28 protein-coding genes are annotated in these 24802 nt (G+C 61.4%); 16 read left to right on the top strand and 12 right to left on the bottom strand.

What is annotated here, in order from left to right:
- Nucleotides 1-82 precede the first annotated feature (82 nt).
- Nucleotides 83-391 (top strand): thiosulfate oxidation carrier protein SoxY, encoded by a 309-nt coding sequence (locus CIT31_RS35095; protein ID WP_245316217.1) that lies wholly within the window; start codon nt 83-85, stop codon nt 389-391.
- Nucleotides 388-945: a quinoprotein dehydrogenase-associated SoxYZ-like carrier gene (locus tag CIT31_RS35100; protein WP_245316219.1), complete on the top strand. Its 558-nt coding sequence runs from the start codon at nt 388-390 to the stop codon at nt 943-945. The genes CIT31_RS35095 and CIT31_RS35100 overlap by 4 nt, the downstream gene beginning before the upstream one ends.
- 54 nt (nt 946-999) lie before the next feature.
- On the opposite strand, the gene CIT31_RS13020 is transcribed toward CIT31_RS35100, so the two are convergent.
- Nucleotides 1000-1353, bottom strand: coding sequence for a hypothetical protein (locus tag CIT31_RS13020; protein ID WP_095518900.1), 354 nt, complete (start codon nt 1351-1353; stop codon nt 1000-1002).
- A gap of 685 nt (nt 1354-2038) precedes the next feature.
- Between CIT31_RS13020 and CIT31_RS13025 the strand changes: the two genes are divergently transcribed.
- The 4 genes from CIT31_RS13025 (at nt 2039) to CIT31_RS13040 (ending at nt 6085) form a co-directional block, all read left to right on the top strand.
- On the top strand, nt 2039-3937 hold the full coding sequence (locus CIT31_RS13025) for a methanol/ethanol family PQQ-dependent dehydrogenase (protein WP_095518901.1): 1899 nt from the start codon (nt 2039-2041) through the stop codon (nt 3935-3937).
- Between the two features lie 184 nt (nt 3938-4121).
- Nucleotides 4122-4646, top strand: coding sequence for a c-type cytochrome, methanol metabolism-related (locus CIT31_RS13030; protein WP_095518902.1), 525 nt, complete (start codon nt 4122-4124; stop codon nt 4644-4646).
- A 1-nt stretch (nt 4647) separates the two neighbouring features.
- Complete coding sequence (locus CIT31_RS13035) at nt 4648-5508, top strand: substrate-binding domain-containing protein (RefSeq protein WP_165778428.1); 861 nt, start codon at nt 4648-4650, stop codon at nt 5506-5508.
- Nucleotides 5509-5527: 19 nt separating this feature from the next.
- Entirely contained in the window at nt 5528-6085 is a 558-nt protein-coding gene (locus CIT31_RS13040) for a PQQ-dependent catabolism-associated CXXCW motif protein (protein ID WP_095518904.1), read from the top strand.
- Between the two features lie 50 nt (nt 6086-6135).
- Here the strand turns inward: CIT31_RS13040 and CIT31_RS34180 are convergent, their stop codons facing one another.
- Nucleotides 6136-6273 (bottom strand): hypothetical protein, encoded by a 138-nt coding sequence (locus tag CIT31_RS34180; RefSeq protein WP_023797673.1) that lies wholly within the window; start codon nt 6271-6273, stop codon nt 6136-6138.
- 239 nt (nt 6274-6512) lie between these two features.
- Between CIT31_RS34180 and pqqB the strand changes: the two genes are divergently transcribed.
- The 4 genes from pqqB to pqqE are packed head-to-tail and all read left to right on the top strand — an operon-like array spanning nt 6513 to nt 9617.
- Complete coding sequence (pqqB, locus tag CIT31_RS13045; RefSeq protein ID WP_095518905.1) at nt 6513-7451, top strand: pyrroloquinoline quinone biosynthesis protein PqqB; 939 nt, start codon at nt 6513-6515, stop codon at nt 7449-7451.
- On the top strand, nt 7448-8206 hold the full coding sequence (gene pqqC, locus CIT31_RS13050; RefSeq protein WP_095518906.1) for a pyrroloquinoline-quinone synthase PqqC: 759 nt from the start codon (nt 7448-7450) through the stop codon (nt 8204-8206). The genes pqqB and pqqC overlap by 4 nt, the downstream gene beginning before the upstream one ends.
- Nucleotides 8203-8499 (top strand): pyrroloquinoline quinone biosynthesis peptide chaperone PqqD, encoded by a 297-nt coding sequence (gene pqqD / locus CIT31_RS13055; protein ID WP_095518907.1) that lies wholly within the window; start codon nt 8203-8205, stop codon nt 8497-8499. The genes pqqC and pqqD overlap by 4 nt, the downstream gene beginning before the upstream one ends.
- Complete coding sequence (gene pqqE / locus CIT31_RS13060) at nt 8496-9617, top strand: pyrroloquinoline quinone biosynthesis protein PqqE (protein ID WP_095518908.1); 1122 nt, start codon at nt 8496-8498, stop codon at nt 9615-9617. Before pqqD ends, pqqE begins: the two co-directional genes overlap by 4 nt.
- 11 nt (nt 9618-9628) lie before the next feature.
- Here pqqE and folP read toward each other — a convergent pair whose 3' ends face one another.
- Nucleotides 9629-10462, bottom strand: coding sequence for a dihydropteroate synthase (gene folP, locus CIT31_RS13065; RefSeq protein WP_095518909.1), 834 nt, complete (start codon nt 10460-10462; stop codon nt 9629-9631).
- Between the two features lie 105 nt (nt 10463-10567).
- Between folP and CIT31_RS13070 the strand changes: the two genes are divergently transcribed.
- Nucleotides 10568-11038, top strand: a complete 471-nt coding sequence (locus CIT31_RS13070) for an SRPBCC family protein (protein WP_095518910.1) — start codon at nt 10568-10570, stop codon at nt 11036-11038.
- 22 nt (nt 11039-11060) lie between these two features.
- The gene (locus CIT31_RS13075; protein ID WP_095518911.1) at nt 11061-11486 is read left to right on the top strand and encodes a GFA family protein; all 426 of its coding nucleotides are present in this window, start codon (nt 11061-11063) and stop codon (nt 11484-11486) included.
- Between the two features lie 127 nt (nt 11487-11613).
- Here CIT31_RS13075 and CIT31_RS13080 read toward each other — a convergent pair whose 3' ends face one another.
- Entirely contained in the window at nt 11614-12333 is a 720-nt protein-coding gene (locus CIT31_RS13080; RefSeq protein ID WP_095518912.1) for a DUF899 domain-containing protein, read from the bottom strand.
- Between the two features lie 645 nt (nt 12334-12978).
- Here CIT31_RS13080 and CIT31_RS13090 point away from each other — a divergent pair.
- Entirely contained in the window at nt 12979-13218 is a 240-nt protein-coding gene (locus tag CIT31_RS13090) for a DUF2905 domain-containing protein (protein WP_342586922.1), read from the top strand.
- 1113 nt (nt 13219-14331) lie between these two features.
- Here CIT31_RS13090 and CIT31_RS13100 read toward each other — a convergent pair.
- Nucleotides 14332-15366 carry an S-adenosylmethionine:tRNA ribosyltransferase-isomerase gene (locus tag CIT31_RS13100; RefSeq protein ID WP_095518915.1) on the bottom strand — a complete coding sequence of 345 codons (1035 nt, stop codon included), beginning with the start codon at nt 15364-15366 and terminating at the stop codon, nt 14332-14334.
- Nucleotides 15363-16085, bottom strand: a complete 723-nt coding sequence (locus CIT31_RS13105) for an SDR family NAD(P)-dependent oxidoreductase (RefSeq protein ID WP_095518916.1) — start codon at nt 16083-16085, stop codon at nt 15363-15365. The genes CIT31_RS13100 and CIT31_RS13105 overlap by 4 nt, the downstream gene beginning before the upstream one ends.
- An 85-nt stretch (nt 16086-16170) precedes the next feature.
- On the opposite strand from CIT31_RS13105, the gene soxR reads away from it, so the two are divergent.
- On the top strand, nt 16171-16605 hold the full coding sequence (soxR, locus tag CIT31_RS13110; RefSeq protein WP_095518917.1) for a redox-sensitive transcriptional activator SoxR: 435 nt from the start codon (nt 16171-16173) through the stop codon (nt 16603-16605).
- A gap of 233 nt (nt 16606-16838) precedes the next feature.
- Here soxR and CIT31_RS13115 read toward each other — a convergent pair whose 3' ends face one another.
- The 6 genes from CIT31_RS13115 to CIT31_RS13140 form a co-directional block, all read right to left on the bottom strand.
- Nucleotides 16839-17675, bottom strand: a complete 837-nt coding sequence (locus tag CIT31_RS13115) for a 3-oxoadipate:acetyl-CoA acetyltransferase (protein ID WP_095518918.1) — start codon at nt 17673-17675, stop codon at nt 16839-16841.
- A 9-nt stretch (nt 17676-17684) separates the two neighbouring features.
- A complete protein-coding gene (locus CIT31_RS13120; protein WP_095518919.1) occupies nt 17685-18119 on the bottom strand; it encodes a type II 3-dehydroquinate dehydratase in 435 nt (144 codons plus the stop codon).
- A gap of 4 nt (nt 18120-18123) precedes the next feature.
- Nucleotides 18124-19425, bottom strand: coding sequence for a TRAP transporter large permease (locus CIT31_RS13125; RefSeq protein ID WP_095518920.1), 1302 nt, complete (start codon nt 19423-19425; stop codon nt 18124-18126).
- Nucleotides 19422-19940, bottom strand: a complete 519-nt coding sequence (locus CIT31_RS13130) for a TRAP transporter small permease (protein WP_095518921.1) — start codon at nt 19938-19940, stop codon at nt 19422-19424. The genes CIT31_RS13125 and CIT31_RS13130 overlap by 4 nt, the downstream gene beginning before the upstream one ends.
- Nucleotides 19941-20013: 73 nt before the next feature.
- Nucleotides 20014-21000: a TRAP transporter substrate-binding protein DctP gene (gene dctP / locus CIT31_RS13135; RefSeq protein WP_095518922.1), complete on the bottom strand. Its 987-nt coding sequence runs from the start codon at nt 20998-21000 to the stop codon at nt 20014-20016.
- Nucleotides 21001-21048: 48 nt separating this feature from the next.
- A complete protein-coding gene (locus CIT31_RS13140; RefSeq protein ID WP_095518923.1) occupies nt 21049-21957 on the bottom strand; it encodes a shikimate dehydrogenase in 909 nt (302 codons plus the stop codon).
- 176 nt (nt 21958-22133) lie between these two features.
- On the opposite strand from CIT31_RS13140, the gene CIT31_RS13145 reads away from it, so the two are divergent.
- Together CIT31_RS13145 and CIT31_RS13150 are read left to right on the top strand one after the other, a co-directional pair.
- The gene (locus tag CIT31_RS13145) at nt 22134-22820 is read left to right on the top strand and encodes a TetR/AcrR family transcriptional regulator (RefSeq protein WP_095518924.1); all 687 of its coding nucleotides are present in this window, start codon (nt 22134-22136) and stop codon (nt 22818-22820) included.
- 84 nt (nt 22821-22904) lie between these two features.
- Entirely contained in the window at nt 22905-24797 is a 1893-nt protein-coding gene (locus CIT31_RS13150; RefSeq protein ID WP_095519363.1) for a bifunctional sugar phosphate isomerase/epimerase/4-hydroxyphenylpyruvate dioxygenase family protein, read from the top strand.
- Nucleotides 24798-24802: the final 5 nt, after the last annotated feature.

The raw sequence follows: 24802 nt of genomic DNA on the forward strand, positions 1-24802 counted from the left end.
TCGATTTGCCAACGCATCGTCAAGGGTCTATCCTCGACTTCGGCCTGGGCACCACCTCTTTGACATTGGTGGAGGCATCGAAATGCAGAACCACGCTTACCGGAGCCGGCAGCTCGGCTTGCCGCTCGCAGTCGTCTTTGCCGCGATTGTCCTGACCGTCGGCACGCTGTTTGGCGCCTCCGGCGCCGCCAACGCCCAGCAGACAACCGCGTCTTCGAACAGGATCTGGCAGGCTCTGAAAGGCGACGTGTTCGGCGATCGGGCAATTCTGGTCGATAGCGGCGTCGTCAGGATCGAGGCGCCGAAGCGGGCTCAGGATGCCGCCATCGTGCCGTCGACATCTATATCGACCCGGCCAGGGCGCCCGCCGGCATCAAATCCGTCACCTTGATCATCGACGTCAACCCGGCGCCGGTGGCGGCGACGTTCGAGATCGGCAAGGACGCCGGCGTGACGCATCTGTCGACGCGCGTGCGCGTCGACGACTATTCCTATCTGCGTGCCATAGCAGAGACGCAGGGCGGCGAGCTTCACATGGCCCAGACCTTCGTCAAGGCGTCAGGCGGATGCTCCGCCCCGGCGGTCAAGAACCAGGACGAGGCGATGGCGACGATGGGGCAGATGAAGCTGCGCCAATTCCCGCCGCAAGAGACGATGACAAAGGCGCAGGAATTGCAGCTGATGATCCGCCACCCGAACAATTCGGGCCTGCAGCGCAATCCGCTGACCCAGTATTTCATCCCCGCGCATTTCGTTCAGAAACTGTCGGTCTCGCAGGCCGACCGGCTGATCCTGTCGATGGAAGGGGGGATATCTATTTCGGAAGATCCCAATTTCCGGTTCGATTTCACCGCGCACGGCACTGGCCAAATCCAGGTCGAAGCAATCGATACGGATGGCAAGGTGTTTCGCAATCAATGGCCGCTGGAGGTTACGGGGCTTTGAAGCCTCGAAACCACATGCAAAGCGTCGCATGAATCCACTCAAACGCGACGCGCTTTAAAAGCAGCGCACGTCGGCCTCCGCCTGCGCGCGCTTCAGTTCCGTGCTTGCGGCTTTTGCCGGCGCGTTTTCGCGGAACAGTCCCGAACGCTCCCCTGTCGTCAGGGACATGCTCTTGAAAGTCTCGGCCCTTTCATAATCCTCGAACGGAAGGATCGAGGCGATGACGTCGATCGAGCAGGAACAACTCTCCAGCGCCTGACGTGTCTGGCCATTCGTCTGCATGCAGCCGAGCACATAGTTGACAACCGTCACCGTCGGATAATCTGATGCGGCGCCGGCCGGATTGGCGAAGGCCAGGCCCGAAATGAGCAACAGCGGCAAGCTCGAAAAGCCGACAAATCTGATCATGGAGAACCTCCGATTGGCCCGGAACGTGACAGGCCGAGCCCGCTGGCCGAGCCCGCTGGATCGAGACGGATCACCGCACCAGTTGGCCTCGCGAAACCACGCCAGTCAAGTTCTCGTGCAGGCCATATAGTACCAAAGGACAGGGCCGTCCCGGCCGGCAAAAGGCCTCCCCGACAGCACGAACATCGGCTCCGAATCCTGGTGCTGAGCTTGATTTCAGGTCTCCTCCACTATCGGCAACCGAAGCGACGTGCGCATACTTAAAATCATACGCTCCAACGAATATTCGATAATAAAAATCAATACATTTTGCGCAAAAAATACGCAAAATTTAACCACTTATATAAATCTCGCTTCATCCACAGTCGATCAATAGCTTTCAGTCCGGGTTTTTTCACATCTATTTCTCTATATTGCAGTGCAACATAGATGGAAGTGATTTTTCTTGCCTTCCGTCTGGGGATGACATAGCTTCATCCTGTTTCCGGCTTCAAGGGCGTCACCGTCATTAGGGAGCGGCGACAGTCTTTCGTAGGCCAGGTGGGATGGGCAGTAACGGTGCCCTCTGCTCATTCGGCTTAGGTCGTGACACGCTGCCGGAAATACTTCCCCCACATGAATCGCTTGGGCAAGCCCTGGTGGGCTCAACGGACGATTCGTCATTGTGCACCCTGGGAGGACTTTGATGCGTGTATTAGCGAGAACTGCCTACCTACTAACGACCGCGGCGCTCATGTCGTTCGGCGCGGTCCACATGACGTCGGCCAATGAAGAGCTGATGAAAATGTCCTCTGACCCCAAGAACTGGGCGATGCCAACGGGTGACTACGCCAACACCCGTTATTCGAAACTGAACCAGATCAACAAGGACAATGTGAAGAATCTGCAGGTCAAGTGGACGATGTCCACTGGCGTGCTGCGCGGCCATGAAGGCGGCCCGCTGGTGATCGGCGACGTGATGTATATCCACACGCCGTTCCCGAATATCGTCTACGCTCTCGACCTCAATAACGAGGGCAAGATCCTCTGGAAGTACGAGCCCAAGCAGGATCCGAACGTCATTGCGATCATGTGCTGCGATACGGTCAATCGCGGCGTCGCCTATGGTGACGGCAAGATCATCCTCAACCAGGCCGACACGACTGTTGTGGCGCTCGATGCCAAGACCGGCAAGGTCGTCTGGTCGGTCAAGAACGGCGAGACCGACGGCAGCAAGGGCGAATCCGGCACAGCCGCGCCTATGGTCGTCAAGGACAAGGTCATCATCGGCGTTTCAGGTGCTGAATTCGGTGTCCGCGGCTGGACCGCGGCGTATAACCTCAAGGATGGCTCGCTTGCCTGGAAGGCTTATTCCACCGGTCCGGATGCAGAGACGCTCATCGATCCGGAAAAGACCACGCATCTCGGCAAACCCGTCGGGCCGGATTCCGGCATCAACACCTGGGAGGGCGAGCAGTGGAAAACAGGTGGTGGCACGACCTGGGGATGGTTCGCTTATGATCCCAAGCTGAACCTGGTTTACTATGGCACCGGCAATCCCTCGACCTGGAACCCGGTCCAGCGCCCGGGCGACAATCGCTGGTCGATGACGCTCATGGCGCGCGATGCCGACACAGGCGTGGCCAAATGGCTCTACCAGATGACCCCGCATGACGAGTGGGATTATGATGGCGTCAACGAGAACATTCTCGTCGACGGCATGGAGGTCAACGGCGCCAAGCATGACGTGCTGGTGCATTTCGACCGCAACGGCTTTGCCTACACCATGGATCGCGCCAGCGGCGAGCTTCTGGTCGCCAAGAAATACGATCCCACGGTGAACTGGGCGACCGAGGTCAACATGGACCCCAAGAGCGACCAGTATGGCCGCCCGCAGGTCGTGGCCAAATATTCGACCCAGCAGAACGGCGAAGACACCAACACGACGGGCGTCTGCCCGGCCGCGCTTGGCACCAAGGACCAGCAGCCGGCGACCTATTCGCCGAAGACCGGTCTGTTCTACGTGCCGACAAACCATGTCTGCATGGACTATGAGCCCTACAAGGTGAGCTACACCGCCGGCCAGCCCTATGTCGGCGCCACGGTGGCGATGTACCCGACCCCCAACAGCCATGGTGGCATGGGCAACTTCATCGCCTGGGACGCTGCCAAGGGCGAGATCGTCTGGTCCAAGCCCGAGCAGTTCTCGGTCTGGTCCGGCGCGCTTGCAACCGAAGGCGATGTGGTCTTCTACGGCACGCTGGAAGGCTACATCAAGGCCGTCGATACCGAAGGCAAGGAACTCTACAAGTTCAAGACGCCGTCGGGCATCATCGGCAACGTCAACACGTTCGAACATCGCGGCAAGCAGTATATAGCCGTCCTGTCGGGTGTCGGCGGCTGGGCTGGCATCGGCCTCGCAGGTGGCCTTTTGGGAGCCGAAGGCGCCGCGGCCTGGCAAGCGGCAGTGGCGGGTGAAAAAGCTCCGACCGAGGAAGAAAAGTCCATCTCCACGGCTGGTCTTGGTGCGGTCGGCGGCTATGCCGCTCTTGCCGACTACACGACGCTGGGCGGTCAGCTCACCGTCTTCGGCCTCCCGGATTGATCTTCCGGGACATCGCACGACCCTAGCGATGCAAAGGCCCATGGCCTGAGAAATGGCCTGAGAAACGAGAGCCCGGATCACCGGCGAATGCCGCCGGGCTCTCGATTTCGCCGCGCTCCAAAACATCGATCAATGCCGCTTCACGACAGCAAGACCGTGTGCAGGCGAAATGAAGGAAGTCTGAATGTCCGTTCGCATTGTAATTTCCGCTCTCGCTCTGGCTCTGCTGCCTTTGGCAAGCTCAAGCCTCGCACAAGCCCAGGACAGCGCGGAAAAAGCCAAGGCAGTGACGGAAGAAAACGGCAAGCATTTGGACGCGGACGGAAATCCGACCTACAAGATCGAAAACGGAACCGTCGATTGGTACACGTTCAGCGGTTACCGCCGCTATCACTCCGACTGCCATGTCTGCCACGGGCCCGATGGCGTCGGCTCGAGCTACGCGCCGGCCCTGGCGGAGACCATGAAGAACATGGACTATGGAACCTTCCTGTCGATCGTCGCCGAGGGTCGCAAAAATGTCGGCGGCGGCAAGGAAAACGTCATGCCGGCCTTCGGCGACAACAAGAACGTCTACTGCTACATGGACGACCTCTATGTCTATCTGCGCGCACGCGCCATCGGCGCTGCTCCGCGTGGCCGCCCGCCCAAGAAGGCGGAGAAGCCGCAGGCAGCCAAGGACCATGAAGCGTCCTGCATGGGAGGATGAGATGAGTTGGTACCGCGATAGACTGCGCCTCTTCCTGTTCGCTGCCACGGCTGCCGCGTTCGTCCCCGCCCATGCGCTGGCGCAAGATGCGGGACTCGGCGCCGCCGGAGAACTGGTCGACCCGGAAGTGCTGCGCGTCTGCGCCGATCCCTCGAACATGCCGTTCACCGACCAAAGTGGCGAAGGTTTTGAAAACAGGCTGGCCGAACTGGTTGCCGAAAAGACCGGCCGGAAATCAGTCGCCTATACCTGGTTTCCCATGATCACCGGTTTCGTGCGCAACACGCTGACAGCCAACCGCTGCGACGTCATCATGGGATACGCGCAGGGCGACGAACTGGTCCAGAATACCAACGCCTATTACCGGTCGGCTTATGTGCTGGTTTACAGGGAGGGCGGCGGTCTCGGCGGCGTCGAAACCATAGGGGATCCCAAGCTTGCGGACAAGAAAATCGGAATTGTCGGCGGAACGCCGCCGGCTTCCAACATGGCCGCGGCCAAGCTGATGCGAAGCGCCAAGGCCTACCCGTTGATGGTCGACACGCGCATCGCCCCATCGATGGCCGAAATCATGATCAAGGATCTTTTGGCAGGCACGATCGACGCCGCGATCGTGTGGGGGCCGATGGCGGGCTACTACGCCAAGAAATCGGGCGCCGATCTCACCGTCGTTCCGCTGGTGAAGGAAAAAACCGGCGTCCGCATGTCCTACCGTATCACCATGGGCGTGCGTCCATCCGACCAGGAATGGAAGCGGACGCTCAACCGGGTGATCAGGGAAAACCAGGCGGAGATCAACAGGATCCTGCTGGACTACAATGTGCCGCTGATCGACGAACACGATAATCCGATCACGCAATGACGAGAAACGTATGAAGGGTATGAAGGGAAAGGAGACGATTTTGCTGGTCGCCGCGGGCCTTCTGGGTCTAACCGAACCGATGTGGGCTGGAGATATCGCCGAGCCCGGCGGCTACCGGATGGACGAATATCGGGCGCCGGTGCCACAGACGTTGCAGGGCGCGAAGGTCGTGACGACGGCGGAGGCGGAGGAGCTGTGGCGGGAGAAGAAGGCCGTCTTCTTCGACGTCATGCCGAACACGCCCAAGCCGGCCAATTTGCCGGCAGGAACGATTTGGAGAGCCACGATCAGAAAGGACATCCCCGGCAGCACCTGGCTGGCCAATGTCGGTTACGGCGCTCTCTCCGAGGAGACCGCCAACTATTTTCGCCAAGGCCTCGCGGCCGCAGCCGGTCCCGACAAGTCGCGTGCCATTCTGTTCTATTGCATGACGAATTGCTGGATGTCGTGGAATGCTGCGAAACGGGCCATCGAATGGGGCTACAGTTCGGTGATCTGGTATCCGCCCGGCGCCGATGGATGGGAACGTGCCAACCTTCCACTGGAGGAAAGGAAGCCTTATGTGATTAGCAATTGAGCATGAGCATTGCTATTTTCTTGTTTTTCGACTTTTCAGGACCTGCCGTTTCATTTGTCCATTTTGAGAGCTGATGGACGAGCCATTGCAATGGTGCCCAGCAATGGTTGACTGAGAAAAGGATCGGCCCCTTCGGGCTGGTAGAAGAGGAGATATGCCATGAAGAAGAGCTGGACAAAACCGACCATGTGCCAGGTTGCTGCGGGCTTCGAGATTTCGCGGTATCTGCCTGCTGAAATTACTCCCAAGAAGTAGGCCGCAGAGGTGCGTGTCCCCGGCAACGGGGACACGCACTGCCATTTCGCGCGAGCTCTTGGTGAAAGGCTTTGACGCGTTCAATGCGGGCGCGAAGCCATTCGCGGTCGAAAATTTGCTGTTGGTTGAACAGGCCGCTGTTGGTTGAACAAGCCGTTGGGCGGGCATTGCAATGCGCTTGAAGATCATCGGCTCGGCGGCAGGCGGCGGCTTTCCGCAGTGGAATTGCAACTATCGCCTAAGCCGCGCGGCTCGCACCGGGATGGCTGGCGTGCATTCGCGAACCCAATCAAGCATCGCCGCCTCGGTGGATGGGGCCGGCTGGGTTCTCTTCAACGCCTCGCCCGATATCCGCCAGCAGATTGCGCAAACGCCTGAATTGCAGCCGGCGCAGGATGCGCCGTTGCGTTCGACGCCCATCCGCGCGGTGGTGCTGACCAATGCCGATGTCGATCATGTCGCCGGCCTGCTCAGCCTGCGTGAGCGGCAGCCCTTCGCCATCTACGCAACGACACAGGTGCTGGCGACGCTGGAGGCGAATTCGATCTTCAATGTCCTCGATCCGGCGCTCGTGCCGCGACGCATCTTGCCGCCGGCGGAAGAACTGGCGATCTGCGACGCAGACGGCCACGACACCGGCGTGACTGTCGAGAGTTTTCCCGTGCCCGGCAAGATAGCCCTCTATCTCGAGGAAAGAAGCCGGCCGGAAGCCAAGTTCAGTTCCGACGCCGGCGACACGATCGGCGTCCGTATCACTGGTGCCGGCAGTCGCGGCTCCGTCTTCTACATCCCGGGCTGCGCGCGCATCGATGCGGCCCTGCGCACGCGTCTGGCCGATGCCGCCTGTCTGCTGTTCGATGGCACGGTCTATACGGACGACGAGATGATTGCCGCCGGCGTCGGCCAAAAAACCGGGGCGCGCATGGGGCATCTGGCAATGTCGGAAGACGCGGGTTCGATCGCCGGCTTAGCCGATCTAAGGATCGGCCGCCGTGTCTTCGTCCACATCAACAACACCAACCCCGTTCTGGACGAGAATTCCGCCGAACACGCAGCGGTCGAGGCGGCCGGCTGGGAAGTCGCCGCCGACGGGATGGAGATGGAATTTTGAGTGATTTCCACGACGCGGCCAGGAACGGCCTGTCCTTCAGCGAGCTCGAAGCCGTGCTGCGTCAGGTCGGTGCCGAGCGCTATCACAACCGCCATCCTTTCCATCACAGGATGACCAGTGGTGCGCTGTCGAGGACCGAGATGCAGGCCTGGGCGCTGAACCGCTACTGCTACCAGGCTGTCATCCCGCGCAAGGATGCCATGATTCTCGCAAATGCCGAGGACCCGGCGTTTCGCGCCGCCTGGCGCAAACGCATCGAGGACCATGATGGCGAGGACGGCTGGAGCGGCGGTATCGCGCGCTGGCTGCATCTGGCGACCTCGCTCGGCCTCGACGCCGATGCGGTGAAGAGCGAAAGGCTGGCGCTGCCGGCGACACGTTTCGCGGTCGGCGCTTACCTCTCCTTTTGCACGAACCGGACGCTGTTCGAGGCGGTCGCGTCGTCGCTGACCGAGATGTTTTCGCCGCTCATCATCGGCGAGCGGGTGCCGGCGATGCTGGCCAAATACGATTACATCACCGAGGATACGCTGGCCTACTTCACCCGACGGCCCGAACAGGCCTCGCGCGACGCCGACTTTGCCCTCGCCTACGTGCTCAGCCATGCCGACACGGCGGAGCGCCAGCAGCAGGCGATCGATGCGCTGGTGTTCAAATGCGATATACTCTGGGCCATGCTCGACGCGCTTCAACACGCTTATGCCGAGCCGGGAAACATCCCGCCCGGCGCCTTCCGTCCAGAGACAGCCCGATGATGGCGCTGCGCGAAAGAGCTTTGGTGTCGTCACGATCGGTGCCTTCGCTGCCGAAGCACGTGCGCATACGGTACGATCCCGTGCGGCAGGCCTTCGCCGTGCTTTCGCCGGAAAAAGTATTTTGGCCGAACGACATCAGCCTCGACATATTGCGCCGCTGCGATGGACGGTCCACGGTCGGCCACATCATTGCCGACCTTGCCGCGGATTATGACGCCGAACAGGAGGCCGTGGCGGCCGACGTCGTCGCCTTCCTGCAGGAATGGTCGGACAAGCTGCTGGTGAAGCTATGAGCGAGCCCCTTCTCCCTCCGATCGGCATGCTTGCGGAACTGACGCATCGCTGCCCGCTGCAATGCCCTTATTGTTCCAATCCGCTCGAATTGCTGAAGGCCAATCGCGAACTCGATACACAGACCTGGCTCGACCTGTTCTCGCAGGCCGCCGATCTCGGCGTTCTCCAGGTGCATCTGTCGGGCGGCGAACCGACGCTGCGCCGCGACCTCGAGCAATTGATCGCCGGGCTTTCGGCGCGCGGCGTCTACACCAACCTGATCACCGCCGGCGTCGGCATTGCCGAAGGCCGTATCGAGGCGTTTGCCGAAGCCGGGCTCGACCATCTGCAGCTGAGCTTCCAAGGCGCACGTCCGTCGACCACCGACCGCATCGGCAACCACAAAGGCGGCCACGAAAAGAAGCTGGAGACGGCCGGCCGCGCTCGCGCGGCCGGCCTGCCGCTTACCATCAACGCACCGATCCATCGTCACAACATCGAGGAGGTGCCGGAATTCATCGATCTGGCCCTCTCGCTGGGCGCGGAGCGGCTCGAGATCGCCAACGTGCAGTATGCCGGCTGGGCGCTGACCAATCGCGATCAACTGATGCCAGAGCGTGCTGCGGTCGACCGTCAGGCGGAGATCGTCGCGGCGGCGCGCGAACGGCTCACCGGCATCATGAACATCGATTTCGTCACGCCGGATTATTTCGCCATCTATCCCAAGCCGTGCATGGGCGGCTGGGCGCGCGACGCCTTCATGGTGGCCCCGGACGGCACCGTGCTGCCATGCCATGCCGCACAGACCATCCCGTCGCTCAGTTTTGAGCGTTTCGGACCGCGCAGCTTGGCCGAGATCTGGACGGATTCGCCGGCATTCAACGCCTTTCGCGGCACCGACTGGATGCAGCAGCCCTGCCGCAGCTGCGAACGGCGTGAGATCGACTGGGGCGGCTGCCGCTGCCAGGCGATGGCGATCGCCGGCGATGCCGCCGCGACGGACCCGGCTTGCGCGAAATCGCCGATCCATGCGCGCATGGCAATGCTGATCGACGAAGCCCAGGGTGCTGCGGCGATTCCTTCGAACGACGAACAATTCGTCTACCGGCGGATCGGCGTCGTGACCGAGCCCGCCTGACGCGCGCTCTTCTATTCCACCGTCTCGCGCTCGCGCACCGCGTCGGCGAAAGCCAGTGCATCGCGATTGACCGCGACATTGTGCACGCGGAAGATCGAAGCGCCCTTCAACCGCAGGATGACGCTGGTCGCCGCTGTGCCGACGTCTCGCCCCTCGTCAGTCCCGCCGACCAGGTGACGGGCAAGACGCTTGCGTGACGTGCCGACCAGCAATGGAAAACCGAGCGCGCGCAATTCACCGAAGCGAGCCATAAGCTCAAGGTTTTCCTCTCCGTCCTTGGCGAAGGCGAAGCCCGGGTCCAACACGATCCGGTCGTCCGGGATGCCGGCGTCGCGCGCGATCTCCAGCGATCTGTTCAGAAACAGGATCTGGTCGGCGATCACATCCGCCAGTTTTTCGCGGCCGCGCCCGGTGTGCATTATGACGAGGCCGGCCCCGGTTTCCGCCGCGACATGCGCGATGTCGGGCTCGCGCTGCAGGCCATGCACGTCGTTGACGATATGTGCGCCCGCAGCGACCGCCAGGCGCGCCGTCTCGGCCCGATAGGTGTCGACCGAAACGAGGGTGCCGCCGTCGGACGACAGCGCCTCGATGACCGGGAGGATGCGCGATTGTTCCTCGCGCGCCGAAACGGCGCCGGCTCCGGGCCGGGTGGATTCGCCGCCGACATCGATGATCGCCGCGCCCTCGCCGATCATGCGCCGCGCCTGCTGGAGCGCCGGCTCCGGCCGATCGAATTCCCCCCCGTCGGAAAAACTGTCCGGCGTGACGTTCAAAATCCCCATCAGCAACGATTTCGCGCCAATGTCGAGATGCCGTCCATGAGCAAGGTGCCAGCGCGTCATGCATCAACCTTCCGGCATACTAGAAGCCATTCGCGACACGATTGTCACTCACACGAGTCCGGTTTCCCATCTACCTATGCTCGCGAAACTACAAGGAGCGTAGCAATGACCAAGGAAAGCTTTATCTACACGACCTATGTTGTCTCGACACCGGGAAAGGTGTTTGAGGCGATAACGAAACCGGACCTCGCACGGCGCTACTGGGGGCACGAGAACGTCTCTGACTGGAAGCCGGGTTCAAGATGGGAACATATCCGCGCCAATGATGAACGGACCGTCGAACTCGTCGGCAAGGTCGTCGAGGTGTCGCCGCCGACCCGTCTCGTCATCACCTGGGCAAACGCTTCGCAGGCATCTGATCCGGCGAGCTACAGCCGGGTGACCTTCGAGCTCGAGGAATACGAGGCCATGGTCCGGCTGACCGTCACCCATGACGAACTCGAAGCCGGCAGCGGGATGGCGAACGGCATCAAGCGCGGTTGGCCGATCGTCCTCTCCAGCCTGAAATCCTTCCTCGAAACGGGTCAGGCGATCGATGTCTTCGCCAGGCCGCGCGCCTCCGAACGAGCGGCCTGACCCAGGACAAAGGACCGAGCAGATGAGCACTCTCTACACCGGCGGATGCGCGTGCGGCGCGGTGCGCTACGAGGCAAAGGCAGCCCCGATCTTCGAAAACCACTGCCAATGCCGCGATTGCCAGAAAAGAAGCGGCACCGGTCATGGATCCTATCTGACGTTTGCGGCGCGAGCGGACGTGGCCATCACCGGCACGACGACGGACTGGCGTATCGCGGCGGACAACGGAAATGTCAAAATCCATTCCTTCTGCTCGGTCTGCGGAACCCCGGTTTACTTGACATACACCGCCATGCCGGACCCGATCACGGTCCATGCCGCAAGCCTCGACGATCCGAGCCGGTTCAATCCGACCGTTGTGACCTACGGCAGCCGGGCCCTCCCCTGGGACAGGATGGAAACCGGGCTGACGACGTTCGAAAAGATGCCGCCAGGCCCGGCGTCATAGCGGACGCGCACTATCTTCATGAGGCGGATCTGCGCCCACCGCGGGCGCGGATCGAAGGCACGGCAGGCAGAAAGGAAATAGCGCACCTGTCACCGTAATTCGTGGTTGTGCCCATCACACTCACCGCTCAGCGATTGCCGTACTCGTCATGGCGGCGCCACCATGCCTGGGGGAACTCGAGCCCGTTCTCGTTCCTTCCCCACGGAGCCAGGTCGAGGAAACGGTAGACCCCCATAAGCGCCTCGGTGCCACGGGCGTAGGTGGAGTAGGTGTGGTAGACGGCACCGTCCTGGAGCGCGAAGACGCTCATTCCCTCCTTCTGCGGCTCGGCCCTGTCGACATGCTGATAGTTATAGTCGGCGCCGTCTCTCTGCTGCTCTTCGGTGAAGGCGGCGCCGAAGTCGTATTTGAAATCGCTCCCGAGCGACGAAACCCACGGAAAGCGCCAGCCCATTTGCTGCTTGTAATCCTGGAGCTTCTGCAACGGGGCGATCGATTCGCAAACGAGGGTAATGTCGCGGCCGTTCAAGTGGGGGATGACGCAGTCGAAGTGATCGGCGATCAAGGAGCATCCGGTGCATCCTTGGCGCTCATCGGTGAGCCGGTATCCGTAGCCGAACATGAAATGATAGACGAAGAGTTGCGAGCGCCCTTGGAAAAGGTCGGCGAGCGAGGCGCTTCCCTCCTCGGTCTCCAATAGATATTCCTTATCGATCCGAACCCACGGCAGCTCCTGTCGCTGTCGCGCCAGCTCGTCGCTCTGCCGCATGAGCCGTTTCTCCGCCTCGAGCAGTGCGAGCCGCGCTCCCAGCCATTCCTCGCGTGTTCCGGTCTTGTGTTTCGTCATCGCTCCTGTCTCCTCCTCGGTGTTTCCTTTCCGTTCCTCGAAGCAACTTGTTGTGTCAGGAGATAAACTTAACGCCGGAGGCGAAACATGGTAGCCAGATGTGGGGCGGGTTTCTGATGGACTCCCTGATCACGGATGCCAATGATGTCACCTTGGCCTTCGAAGACTACAAATGGATAGCGCTCCCGCTCGAACACCTCTGCTCGATGCGTTGCGGACCGCAGGCGGAAAAAGAAGGACGGAGTCACAAGGCGAGGTGCTGATGTTCCCTCGCGGCGGGGCATTTCCTGCTTGAGACGCACGCCGAACCCGGCGCCCTCCCTCTTGATGGAGTTCATCAAGCGAACACAGGGGGAGCGGCGACCGCACCTACAACGGCCAGCCCATGTCGACCCGAAGATCCTGCAGCCCGCCATGTCCGCTGATAACCGAGCAGCTGTCGACAACAAAACCTCGACTTTCTCACGCGCCTGTGGGCCGTGTGGAACCTGCGCCAAACTCGTGAGTTCCAGATAACGCCCAATCCGTCCGGCGCTTTGGCTGATCTTCGACCTCGAGCTCAGCCAGCCTGGCATGGCATCGCCGCTCTTGCGGGTTGACGCTGGCCATCCAGCGTCCCGAGACGCCGACAATGAAACGCCGAAGATGAACGAGAAAGAAGCAGCGGAAATTGAGCGCAACGAGATGTCGCGAACCCTGATTGTCATTGGTTTGATTATAGTCGCCACAGGCCTATTGTGGCCCTGGTTGTCTCGAATCGGTCTGGGCAGACTGCCTGGCGACATCGTGATCGAACGTGAGAACTTTACGTTTTATGCTCCGATCGGCACCGGAATATTGATCAGCATCGTTCTCTCTTTTGTTCTGTGGCTACTCAACCGGTAACGAGTCCGGCGAGCCTGCGTCTCCGGAGGGAACGGACGACGCGGGGAGCAACCCGATCTGGCAGCAATAGCGATTGCGCCTTATCTCGGCGAAGGCGGTTTTTCCGCTGCTCGGCAACAGAAACTCTTGAATAGTACACGGCTTTCACCAATTCGATTTTGCTGGGCGAGTCACCCGGCGGTACAGACGGCGGGACCTATACAGCCCCTCGTCTACTTCGGAGGATGCGGCTGTGAGCGCGAGATTCTGTACGAGATACGTGTATCGTCAGGGAGGCCTGAAATGCGCCGGGATTATCGCGACTGGGATGCTGTGATGCTTTGGTCGGGTATCGGATTCATTCTGATCCTATGGTCCACGTCGATTCTCAAGGCCCTAACCGAGTGATTCAGAAAAGGGCGGGTCCTTGGCCGCCTCCTATGTTGAATTCGTATTGGCAGAAGCAGCCGCACTTCGCAGATCCGCATTCGTGACCTATGGTATCCGGGCCCTCCCTTGGGACAAGATTGATACCGCGCTGAAGACGTTCGAGAAGATGCCGCCAGGCTAACCGGCCCGGCGGCAGGGCGGACGCGCACTATCTTCAGGAGGCGGATCTGCGCCCACGACGGCATTACGGATCGAAGGCACGGCAGGCAGAAAGGAAAATAGTGCACTGTCACCGCAGTTCGCGGTTGTGCCCATGACACTCAGCGATTGCCGTACTCGTCAATGGCGGCGCCACCATGCCTGGGGGAATTCGAGCCCGTTCTCGTTCCTTCCCCACGGAGCAAGGTCGCATCAGACCGGCTGCGCATGATCTGCGAATGCGAAGCCGCTGATATCGCCAGCGTTCGGAACGTCCAGCACGAGGCTGAAGCCAGGTTTGAGCGGCTGCCGATGTGCTGGGCGAGCCGTGAGATCCAGTCGTCAGGCTAGTGCGGATGAAAGTTGCAAGCCGTCGTTGTGTGTCGGAACCTAGCCAGCAGGCAACCGCTCATTTCTAGATCGAAGTGCGCCTCGCCGAATGCAGCGTCCAGGCGTGCCACCGTGGCGGCGATGCGCCAATCTTCCATGACCGTGAAGGACGCATGTGAGGGACGAGGAGGAGGAGGAGGCCCGGTCCTGTTCGCGCTATAGATGCAGCGGTTGGCGATTGAGCAGCATGGAATCGCCGAATTCATGCGTGCGGTATCGGTACGCGGTGAAGGCTGCGGAGGCCTTGGCGAGCAGAGCATCGTCGGCAAAGGCACGCAGGAGCTCGAAATGGCTTTCGCCGGGTTGGTGGACGCCTGTGAGAATAGCATCGACCACGTGAAGCCGCGTGTCCCGCGCGATGCGCCCTGTCGCAATGGCATTTTCGGCACGCACATTCCCGTCGGGATTGGCGGCCGCCTCAAGCGCGCGCACTACACTCGTGCCGATCGCGATGATGCGGCCGCCGCGGAGCTTCGCCCGCGCAACCTGCGCCGCGGTGCGCTCAGGGATGCGGTACGGCTCGTCGAAAGGGAGGCGCAGGTCGAGCGCGGGATCGCCGGTGGAGGAAACGCCTGCGGCATGCGTGACTGTTGCGAAGCCGACGCCGCGCCGACGCCAGGCTTGGAGCGTGCGCCAGTCGAGTGCAAAGCCTGCCGACGGCGCCTCGAACGCGACCGGCCCGGCGGCAATCTTTGTCCAGACATCCCACAGTGCCAACGGCTCGGGAACATGCGCGTACTGAATCGGCCGGCCGTGCTGCGCCAGTCCAGCAAGCACCGCTGCGCGATTGCCTTGGAAGCGCAGCTCGAGAAGGCGAGGATGGTCGAGAAGGCGCTCTACGACGGCTTCCAGCGGTCCGAGCCGGAGGCGATCGCCTGGTGACAGCGGAGGCGGCGGCAGCCGGTCTTCCGTGCGCGTGCGGTGATCGCCCGCGCCGAAGGCAATAGCCACGAAGCGGGTCGGATCGGGAAGTGACAGCCAACCTGCCAGGCGAATCTCGATAGCCTTTTCGCTGGGGACATGCGTGCCGTGCAAGCTGGCAGGCAAGGTCGCGGCGTCGTTGCCGACGACCAGATCGCCGGGATCGAATAGCATCGCGAGTCCAGCGCGCGGCAGGTCACGCATCGTGCCGTCTGCCTCGATGACGAACAGCCTGGCGGAGCGCCGGTCGGGACGGTCGGCGGCAATCATCCGCGTGTCCCGGCGAGAGCCGCTGTGCTGACCGGCAACGCGTCGAGCATCTTTTCGATGATCTCGGCAGCAGCCACTTCGGGGCGCTTCAATGTCGACGGGTCGGCGTCAGGAAGCGCCAGCGCGTGCAGCGGGGTGTCCATATCGCCGGGATCGAGCGCGAGGAGCCGGATGCCGTCGGCTTTCGCCTCCTCGTCCCAAATCGCCGTGAGATGGGCAAGAGCAGCCTTGCTCGCGCCATACGCGCCCCAGCCGGGATAGGCGTTCACCGCCGCGTCGCTGGAGATGTTGATCACCAGCGCGCCACGGCCCTCGCGTGCCGACACGGCAAGCGCACCGAACAGGGCTTTCGTTAGCCGGAACGCGCCGACGAGATTGACCGCGAGTGCTTTTTCCAACTCCTCGCACTCGGTATCGGCAAGAAGCGCCAGAGGAACAGGTCCGAGGCTCGACGCATTGTTGATCAGGACGTCGAGCCCGCCGAGGCTGGCGGTGACTTGCAACGCGATCGGATAGATGTCTTCCTTCTTGCCGACGTCGCCGACAATCCCGTGCGCGCCGGTCTCGTCGGCGATCCGTTCGACGTCCGCGGTGGTGCGGGCGACGAAGGCGACGGACGCACCCTGCTCGGCAAGCTGCCGCACAAGAGCCAGTCCGAGGCCGGACGTGCCGCCCGTGACCGCCACGCGAAGTCCCTGAAGATCGATATTCGTCTGCATTGCCGGTGCTCCTTCAATCTGTACTGCCGTTGCTACAAGTTCAAGTTAACTTGAAGTCAAGCGGGAATTGTGCTTTCGTTCATGCATGGAATCCATGCTGACCATCACCGACGTGTCGCGGCGCAGCGGCGTCGCCTCATCGGCATTGCGTTTCTACGAGGAGCGCGGGCTGATCGCTTCCGAGCGGGCTGGCTCGGGGCATAGGCGCTATCCGCGCTCGGTGCTGCGCCGGATCGCCTTCATCGTCTTCGCGCAGCGAATTGGGCTGACGCTTGAGGAGATTGGCGGCGAACTCGCCAAGTTGCCAGCCGATCGCGTGCCGTCACGTCGGGACTGGTCGCGTTTGTCGGGCCGGTGGACCAAGCGCATCGACCAGCGCATCGCCGAGTTGCAGCGTCTGAGGTCCGGGCTTACCGAGTGCATCGGTTGCGGCTGCCTGTCGATCGACCGGTGTAGCCTTGCGAACCCTGCCGATATGGCAGGTCGCAAGGGGCCGGGGCCGAGGTATTGGCTGGGATGAGTTGGCGGCGTGCCTGTCAGAGCCGCTTGTCCGGTGTGATGGGCAGTTCGCGGATGCATTTGACAGTGCACTTTTTGTCGGGCTCGGTGGTAAAAGCCGGCCTTATTGATGTCCGGGTGCGCCAGGATGTCGAGCTTCCTCCTTGTCGCGGATAGCGATGTCTGAAGGATCGACGAGGACGGTGGCCAAGGCGCAACAGCTCCGACAGCGCGGCGCGAAGCTGCGGCCGGGAATTACGGTCCTGACGCCAGACCAAGCGTTTGACGCGCCTCGTTGACGGTGGCCACACGCCGGCCAAGCCTCTCGACTGAGGCCGCCGCGAGTTCGACGAGCTCGGCGTTGCTGCGCGCCAGGCGTTCCCTAGTGATCCTGATATTATCCTCAAGTCCGGTACGCACTGCGTCTGCTCCGCGTGCCAACGCCCATTGCATTACGATCGTCTGGTTGCGGCCTATTCCGGCCGCCGTCCAGGTGGATTGTGGAAACAGGAATTTCGCTTCCCTGAGGAGCGCGTCGAGCAATCTCTCCTCCGCAGGCAGTGCGTTTTGCACGCCCATGACAAACTGGATGTGCGGGCGTTCACCTATAAGTCCGCCGTCGGCCAGCCGCCTGGCAGTGTGAAGGTGCGAGAGGTCGAAGATTTCGATCTCCGGCAGCACGCCATTTGCCTTCATCGCGGTTGCGAGATCACCGATCAGGGCGGGATGGTTCTCGTAGACTATGGATGGGAAGTTGACCGAACCGGTCGAAAGCGAGGCCATGTCCGGCTTCAGATAAAGTGCTGAGCCACGCGCGGCAGGATCACGACCGCGCCCGCCGGTCGAAAACTGGACGATCATACCGGGGCAGTGCCTACGCACCCCCGCCTGAACGGCAGCGAAGCGCGTTGGTTCAGACGATGAACTCTGATCGTCATTGCGCACGTGGATGTGCACCAGCGACGCACCTGCTTCAAAGGCTTCCTGGGTCGACTCGATCTGTTCGGCCACGCTGATTGGCACGGCAGGATTGTCTTCCTTGCGTGGCAGCGAGCCGGTGATCGCAACGGCGATGATACAGGGTTCAGGCATGGCGATACACTATCGGTCGACCTGGTCCATGAGCCAGCGGATCGCGAGCGGATACCCCTCGGCGCCGAGCCCCGCGATCACGCCGGTGGCGACCTTCGATACCAGCGACCGATGATAGATCTCCTCGCGGCGATGGATGTTCGAGATATGCAGTTCGACGATCGGGCCCGGAAACATTTTGAGCGCATCGAGCACCGGGATCGAAATGAAGCTCAAACCCGCGGAATTGATCAGAATGCCCGCGCCTTCGTCGATCGCCTCATGGACCCAGTTGACGATTTCGCCCTCAATGTTCGACTGGTGAAAACGGATCGGATGGTCGCCGGCGGCGTCACGGCACATCTCCTCGATTTCTGCGAGTGTCGTCCTCCCATAGATCTCCGGCTCGCGCATGCCGAGCCGGTTGAGATTTGGGCCGTTGAGAACGAAGATTGGCTTGGTCATGGTCCTATCCTTGATATCCCAGCAGGCGCGGCAGCCACAACACCAGCGATGGGAAGAAGGTGATCAGCATCAGGGCGGCAATCATGGCGTAGAGAAACGGCATTACGTCGTGCACCAGGTCGCGCAGCGGCACTTCTGCGATGCGGGTCATGATGAACAGCAGCAACCCGTAGGGCGGGGTGACGAGCCCGAGCATGATGTTGACGACGACCATCACGCCGAAATGCACCATGTCGACGCCGAGCGCCTTCGCTGTCGGAATCAGCACCGGCACGATCACCAGCAGGATAGTCGTGCCCTCCAGCAAGCAGCCCAGGATCAGCAGCAGGATGTTGACCAGGCTCAGGAAACCCATCGGCGAAAGATCCCAGGACTGCAGGATCACCGACAGCGACTGCGGAATGTTCTCAACCGTGACAACGTAGTTGAACACCAGGGCGCCGGCGATGAGCATTCCGATCGAGGCGGTGGTGCGGGCGCTGTTGAGAAGCGCATGGTAGAGCTGACCCGGCGTCACGCTGCGATAGATCGCGACCGAGATGAGCAGCGCGTAGCCGGCGGCGACCGCAGCGGCCTCGGTCGGGGTCATCACGCCGCCCCTTATGCCGACCAGCAGGACGACCGGCAGCATCAGCGCCGGAAATGCGCGCAAGGTGATCCCCGGAACTTCCCTGAGCGGCACCGGCTTCTCGACCGGAAAGTTTTTCCGGCGCGCGTCGATGGCGACGATGATCATCTGCGACAGCGCGAGAAGAAGGCCCGGCACGATACCCGCAATGAAGAGATAGCCGATCGATGCATCCGAGATTAGCGCATAGATGACCAGCGGAATTGACGGAGGAATGATCGGGCCGATGACGGAGGTGACGGCTGTCAGCGCAGCGGCATAGCTCGCCGGGTACTTGCCATCCTTAGTCATGAGTTTCTGCATCATCTTGCCGGTGCCCGCGGCGTCGGCGATGGCCGAGCCGGACATGCCGGCGAAGATGATCGACTGCAGCACGTTGACTTGCGCCAGGCCGCCGCGGAAACGGCCGACGACGGCGTTGCAGAATTGCAGCAGCCGGTCGGTCATTGTCCCGGCGTTCATCAACTCCGCGGCGAGAATGAACATCGGTACGGCAAGCAGAATGTAGCTTGTGTAGAGCCCGTTGAGGAGCTGCTCGGCGGAGGTTCCCATGTCGAGCCCTGCAAGCCAGAGATAGAGGATCGACCCGGCGATCATCGAGTGACCGATCGGCAGGCCAAGCAAGGCCAGCGCTGTGATCGCAACGACTGACAGCGAAAAGGGGCTCGCGAGATTCATACGCCGGAGCTCGCTTTCGTGGGGTCAAATTCCGCCGGTGCTTCGCCGCGCAGAGCACGCCACGCCAGCCATAGGTAGCGGGCGATCACGGCGACCACGAAGACCAGATAGATCGAGAACAGCCAGTCGAAGCGTATCTTGAGGTAGGCGGTGCTCTCGACCTTCATGAAGGTCACGTAGTCGAAGACGGCCAGAAAGGACCAGCCATAGAGCGCGACGAGAGCGATTGCGAAGGCAAGTGTCATTACCCGCCTAATGTCCGGACCGACTGTGGCGTAGAGGAGATCAAAACGGATTTCCTCTTCTTCACGAACGACGAACGCTGCGCCGAACAGCACAACCCAGATCCAGAGTACGATGGTGAGCTCGTTGCTCCAGCCGGTCGGCCAGTTGAGAAGGTAGCGAAAAGCAACCTGCAGCAGAAACGCGGCGAACATGGTGCCGATTGCGATGGCGATGGCGTTCTCGGCGCGCCGGTAGAGCCAGCCGCCGACCTTTCTCAATCCCGGGTTCATAATGCCTCCCTGGCGGGCGTCTGGCCAAACGGGCCAGCCGCTCGCAAGCGGACCGGCCGGCGAGTTCGTCGCGTCAAAGCGCGTTGATCTTGTCGATCATCCCGGCAGGCCATTCCTTGGCCAGGTCGGAGGCAAGATATTGCTCCTGCACATGCTTGCGGAATGCTGCGACATCGGGCTCGTAGATCTTCAGGCCCTTGCCCTTGAATGTTTCAACGAGTTCCTTCTCGCGCGTCAGGTGTTTCTCTGTCGAGAAGTCGATCGCCTTGTCCGCCGCGGCCTGGACCTTTGCCTGCTTCTCGGCCCCCATCTCGTCCCACACCTTTTTCGAGATGCTGAGAAGGTCGAAACCGACAAGGTGCGAGGTAAGTACGATCTGCGACATGACCTCGTAGAACTTCATGTTCTCGACGTTGGGCAACGGGTTGTCCTGCCCGTCGATTGCGCCTGTCTGCAGGCCGGTATAGACCTCGGCGTATGCCATGGGCGTAGGGTTCGCGCCGAGCGCCTGGCCGAGGAATTGCCAGGCGTCGCCACCCGGCATACGCAGCTTGATGCCGGCCATATCGGCGGGAGTCTTGATTTCCTTGTCCGGCTTCAGACCGACCTGGCGCAGGCCGAAATAGGTGGGGCCGAGCACCCTCACGCCGAGTTGGTCCTCGGTCATCCTCTTCAGCTCCGCCCCGGCATCGCTGGCAAAGAAGGCCTTCAGGTGCGCGGCGTCACGGAACAGGTAGCCGGCGGTGACGATAGACCACGCCGGAATCTGCTTGGAGATGTCCTGCGGGGCAACGTTGCCCATCTCAAGATTGCCGCGCTGGATGGCGACAAGTTCGGTGCCCTGCTTGAACAGGTTCCCGCCGTAATAACCCTCGAAGGCAAAGTCGTCCTTGATGGCGTCGGCGAACAATTTCATCATCTCGGCCCGGATGTCCTGTTCCGAGAACACGGCCGAGAAACGCAGTTTCGGTTTGTCCTGAGCGAAGGCGGGAACGGCGGCCCCGGCGGCGAGTGCGCCGGCGGCGACCATAAACAGGCGTCGGTTCATTTCAGCTTTCATGTCGATTTCCTCCCTATGGTCTTCATATGGTTATAAGCGTCATTGCCTTCATGCGGCGGCCTCGAAATGATCTGCCATGGCGCGGCGGTCGGCCTTGCGCCCGGTGAAGAGTTCGAACGCACGTACGGCCTGATAGATCGCCATGCCGATGCCGGGCAGCGTTCTGCAGCCGATCGTACGGGCCGCGACCAACAACTCTGTTTCGGTCGGAAAGTAGATTATGTCGGCGACCCATTTTTCGGCTGTCAGAAGAGCCGTGTCGAACGGTGTTCCGGGGTATTTCGCCATGCCCACCGGGGTCGTGTTGACGATCCCGTTTGCCATGCGCACGGCTGCGGCCGGGTCCGGCCACGTCTCGACGCGACCGCCGAACAAGGCGCCCATGCGCGACGCAAGATCCGAGGCGCGACTGGGTTGGCTGTCGAGGACGAACAGCCGGCCAACGCCCATTTCCATCAGCGCGTTTGCGACTGCAGCGCCCGCTCCGCCGGCGCCGAACATTGCGACGCAGCCCATCGATGCGCCTGTCATCGCTTCGCGAAAACTCTCCGCGAAACCCCAGCTGTCGGTGTTGTGGCCTTCCTTGCGTCCGCCAGCGAAGACGACCGTATTCACCGCGCCTATTGCGCGCGCTGCCGGCGACAGCACATCCAGGACGGGCATAACAGCCTGTTTGAACGGATGAGTGACGTTGAGGCCATGAAAGCCTGCAATCTCCGCCGCCGCGATCAAGTCGCCGATCGCCGCGTCGGGAAATCCGAGCCGGTCGAAATCGAGCAAAAGGTACGAATAGCCGATGCCGAGGCGCCGGGCTTCACGCTCGTGCATGCCGGGAGTGCGCGAGGACTGAATGCCGCGTCCGACGAGGCCAATCACGACCTTTTCGCTGTCGCCGCTGGCGGCGCCCTTGTGCTCGTCCGCAAGACGGCAAAGGAGGTCGACAAGGCTGTCGCCCATCTCCGAATTTCCTCCCTGTGGCGGGCCGCCTCCCAGCCCAAATGCGGCAATTCCTGGATCGCCCTTGTGTTCACGCCAAACGCGCCGGTAAATGAGTCCGTCGCGATTTGCGAATGATGTACTAACTGGTTAGTTTAGTCAAATGCCGGCTGCGCCGGGGCGGGAACTCAAACTGCATGGCCGTTATCAAGAAAGAACGAAAGCCGAAGCCGGACGCGAGCACGACGCGTATCCAGGACCCTGAGGGCACGCGCCGCAACATCCTGGAGATCGCCTCCAAGGAGTTTGCCCTGAACGGCTTGTCGGGCGCCCGCATAGACGAGATTGCAGCGCGCACGCGCTTCAGCAAACGCATGATCTACTACTACTTCGGCGATAAGGAAGGTCTCTACCTGCGCGCGCTCGAGAACGCGTATCGCCAGGTGCGCGAGGGCGAGGCTCAACTTGATATCGAAGGTCTGCCCCCCGTGGCGGCACTGGCACGCCTGGTGGAGTTCACGTTCGACCACCATCACCGACACGAGGAATTCATCCGCATGGTGATGATCGAGAACATCCATCACGGCCATTACCTCGAACAATCGAATGCGATCCGCGAACTGAACGTGACTGCGATCGACCATATCTCTCGCATCTATTCACGCGGTGTCGAAGAGGGGGTCTTCCGGCCGGGACTCGACGCGGTCGAACTCCATTGGCAGGTAAGCGCGCTGTGCTTCTTCAACGTTTCCAATCGCACCACCTTTTCGATGATCTTCGGACGCGACTTCGGCGCACCGGCACAACTCGAGCGGCTCAAACGCAACACCGTGGAGATGCTGTTGCGTTTTGTCGCGAAGGACGAAGCTCCCGCAGAACGCTGAGCGCGCCGAACTTGCGGTGCTGCCAGCGTTGCCTTAGTTATGTACGAACTGGTTCGTTCACAACAAACCAGGGAGGAGGCGCGTTTGAAGACTTCGATCGCGACGGTGTCGATCGCTGGTGACCTGGCGGAGAAATTCGCGGCAATTTCCGCCGCGGGCTTCGACGGCGTTGAAATCTTCGAGAACGATTTCCTCGCCTTTGACGGCTCACCGCGCGACGTCGGCCGAATGGCTGGTGACACAGGTCTGACCATAACCCTCTTCCAGCCGTTCAGGGATTTTGAGGGTTTGCCGGAGCCCCAGCGCAACCGCGCCTTTGATCGTGCCGAGCGCAAGTTCGACGTCATGCAGGAACTCGGCACCGACCTGATGCTGGTATGCTCGTCGGTGTCCCCGGTCTCGCTTGGCGGGATCGACCGGGCTGCCATGGATTTTCACGAGCTTGGCGAGCGCGCCGCCAAGCGCGGTCTGCGCGTCGGCTACGAGGCATTGGCCTGGGGGCGTCACGTCAACGATCATCGCGATGCATGGGAAATCGTCCGCAGGACTGACCATCCGAACGTCGGGCTGGTTCTCGATTCCTTCCACACGCTGGCCCGCAGGATTGAACTCGGCTCCATCCGTTCGATACCCGCTGACAAGATCTTCATTGTCCAACTCGCCGACGCGCCGCTGATCGAAATGGACTTGCTCTATTGGAGCCGGCACCTCCGCAACATGCCAGGCGAAGGTGATCTGCCAGTGCGACAGTTCATGCAGGCGGTCGCGGCAACCGGTTATGACGGCTATCTGTCGCTCGAGATTTTCAACGACCAGTTCCGTGGCGGGTCGGCAAAGGCGATCTCCGTCGACGGACGGCGTTCGCTCGTATGGTTGATGGATCAGGTGCGGCGTGAAGAACCGGCGCTTGAGATGGCCATCCCGCCCATGCCCGACCGCATCGGGGTTGGAGGGGTCGAGTTCATCGAGTTCGCGGCCGATCGCCAGGACGCCGGACAGCTTGGATCGCTGTTGCGCATGCTCGGCTTTGTCGAGGCCGGTCGGCACGTCTCGAAGGAGGTCACGCTCTACCGCCAGGGCGAGATCAATATTGTCATCAATACCGAGCGGCAGGGCTTTGCCCATTCTTCCTTTGTTGTCCATGGCACGTCGGCATACGCGATGGGCCTCAAGGTCGAGGACGCCGCCGCCACGGTCGCGCGCGCCGAGGCGCTGGGCGCGGAAATCTTTCACCAGCGGGTCGGGCCCGGCGAGTTGTCGATCCCGGCGATCCGCGGCGTCGGCGGCGGACTGATCTACTTCCTCGATGCCAAGACCGACCTGGCGAAAGTCTGGGACATAGAGTTTACGCCGGTCACGTCGGCAAGCTCCGGCAATGGCGTCGGCCTCACCCGTATCGATCATGTCGGGCAGACCATGGCACAGGAAGAGATGCCGAGCTGGCTGCTGTTCTATGTCTCGATCTTCAGGACGACCAAGACCCCCATGGTCGACATCGTCGATCCGGCCGGCCTAGTGCGTAGCCAGGTGATCGAAGGTCTGGACAAGCGCTTCCGCCTCACGCTGAACGGCGCCGAGAGTCACCGCACGCTGGCTGGCCATTTCATCGCAGAAACCTTTGGTTCCGGCGTCCAGCATCTGGCACTCGCGACGGATGACATCCTTGCGACGGCGGCGAAGCTGCAGGCCAACGGCTTCGAACCACTTCAGATATCGATGAACTACTACGACGACGTAGAAGCGCGCTTCGGTTTGAATCCGGAGGTCGCCGATCGGTTGCGCTCAGCCAATATCCTTTATGACCGCGACGACAACGGCGAATTTTTCCAGCTCTATGCACCGACATTCGGAGAGGGGTTCATTATCGAGTTCGTTGAACGGCGCGGCGCGTATGCAGGATATGGTGCGCCGAACGCACCATTCCGCATTGCCGCGCAAAAACGGCTGATGCGGCCCAAAGGAATGCCAAAGGTATGACGGGT

Source organism: Mesorhizobium wenxiniae, from assembly GCF_002284535.1.
Taxonomy (GTDB): Bacteria; Pseudomonadota; Alphaproteobacteria; order Rhizobiales; family Rhizobiaceae; genus Mesorhizobium; species Mesorhizobium wenxiniae.

Coding starts and splice junctions, on each gene's coding strand:
- pqqB (WP_095518905.1), top strand. CDS start 6,513: ATGCGCTTGAAGATCATCGGCTCGGCGGCAGGCGGCGGCTTTCCGCAG.
- CIT31_RS13100 (WP_095518915.1), bottom strand. CDS start 15,366: ATGATTGCCGCCGACCGTCCCGACCGGCGCTCCGCCAGGCTGTTCGTC.
- CIT31_RS13125 (WP_095518920.1), bottom strand. CDS start 19,425: ATGAATCTCGCGAGCCCCTTTTCGCTGTCAGTCGTTGCGATCACAGCG.
- CIT31_RS34180 (WP_023797673.1), bottom strand. CDS start 6,273: ATGGTCGGTTTTGTCCAGCTCTTCTTCATGGCATATCTCCTCTTCTAC.
- CIT31_RS13040 (WP_095518904.1), top strand. CDS start 5,528: ATGAAGGGAAAGGAGACGATTTTGCTGGTCGCCGCGGGCCTTCTGGGT.
- CIT31_RS13115 (WP_095518918.1), bottom strand. CDS start 17,675: ATGCCTGAACCCTGTATCATCGCCGTTGCGATCACCGGCTCGCTGCCA.
- CIT31_RS13130 (WP_095518921.1), bottom strand. CDS start 19,940: ATGAACCCGGGATTGAGAAAGGTCGGCGGCTGGCTCTACCGGCGCGCC.
- CIT31_RS13120 (WP_095518919.1), bottom strand. CDS start 18,119: ATGACCAAGCCAATCTTCGTTCTCAACGGCCCAAATCTCAACCGGCTC.
- soxR (WP_095518917.1), top strand. CDS start 16,171: ATGGAATCCATGCTGACCATCACCGACGTGTCGCGGCGCAGCGGCGTC.
- CIT31_RS13075 (WP_095518911.1), top strand. CDS start 11,061: ATGAGCACTCTCTACACCGGCGGATGCGCGTGCGGCGCGGTGCGCTAC.
- CIT31_RS13080 (WP_095518912.1), bottom strand. CDS start 12,333: ATGACGAAACACAAGACCGGAACACGCGAGGAATGGCTGGGAGCGCGG.
- CIT31_RS13020 (WP_095518900.1), bottom strand. CDS start 1,353: ATGATCAGATTTGTCGGCTTTTCGAGCTTGCCGCTGTTGCTCATTTCG.
- CIT31_RS13145 (WP_095518924.1), top strand. CDS start 22,134: ATGGCCGTTATCAAGAAAGAACGAAAGCCGAAGCCGGACGCGAGCACG.
- pqqE (WP_095518908.1), top strand. CDS start 8,496: ATGAGCGAGCCCCTTCTCCCTCCGATCGGCATGCTTGCGGAACTGACG.
- CIT31_RS13070 (WP_095518910.1), top strand. CDS start 10,568: ATGACCAAGGAAAGCTTTATCTACACGACCTATGTTGTCTCGACACCG.
- CIT31_RS13140 (WP_095518923.1), bottom strand. CDS start 21,957: ATGGGCGACAGCCTTGTCGACCTCCTTTGCCGTCTTGCGGACGAGCAC.
- CIT31_RS13035 (WP_165778428.1), top strand. CDS start 4,648: ATGAGTTGGTACCGCGATAGACTGCGCCTCTTCCTGTTCGCTGCCACG.
- CIT31_RS13090 (WP_342586922.1), top strand. CDS start 12,979: ATGAACGAGAAAGAAGCAGCGGAAATTGAGCGCAACGAGATGTCGCGA.
- CIT31_RS13030 (WP_095518902.1), top strand. CDS start 4,122: ATGTCCGTTCGCATTGTAATTTCCGCTCTCGCTCTGGCTCTGCTGCCT.
- CIT31_RS13105 (WP_095518916.1), bottom strand. CDS start 16,085: ATGCAGACGAATATCGATCTTCAGGGACTTCGCGTGGCGGTCACGGGC.
- dctP (WP_095518922.1), bottom strand. CDS start 21,000: ATGAAAGCTGAAATGAACCGACGCCTGTTTATGGTCGCCGCCGGCGCA.
- CIT31_RS35095 (WP_245316217.1), top strand. CDS start 83: ATGCAGAACCACGCTTACCGGAGCCGGCAGCTCGGCTTGCCGCTCGCA.
- pqqD (WP_095518907.1), top strand. CDS start 8,203: ATGATGGCGCTGCGCGAAAGAGCTTTGGTGTCGTCACGATCGGTGCCT.
- CIT31_RS13025 (WP_095518901.1), top strand. CDS start 2,039: ATGCGTGTATTAGCGAGAACTGCCTACCTACTAACGACCGCGGCGCTC.
- folP (WP_095518909.1), bottom strand. CDS start 10,462: ATGACGCGCTGGCACCTTGCTCATGGACGGCATCTCGACATTGGCGCG.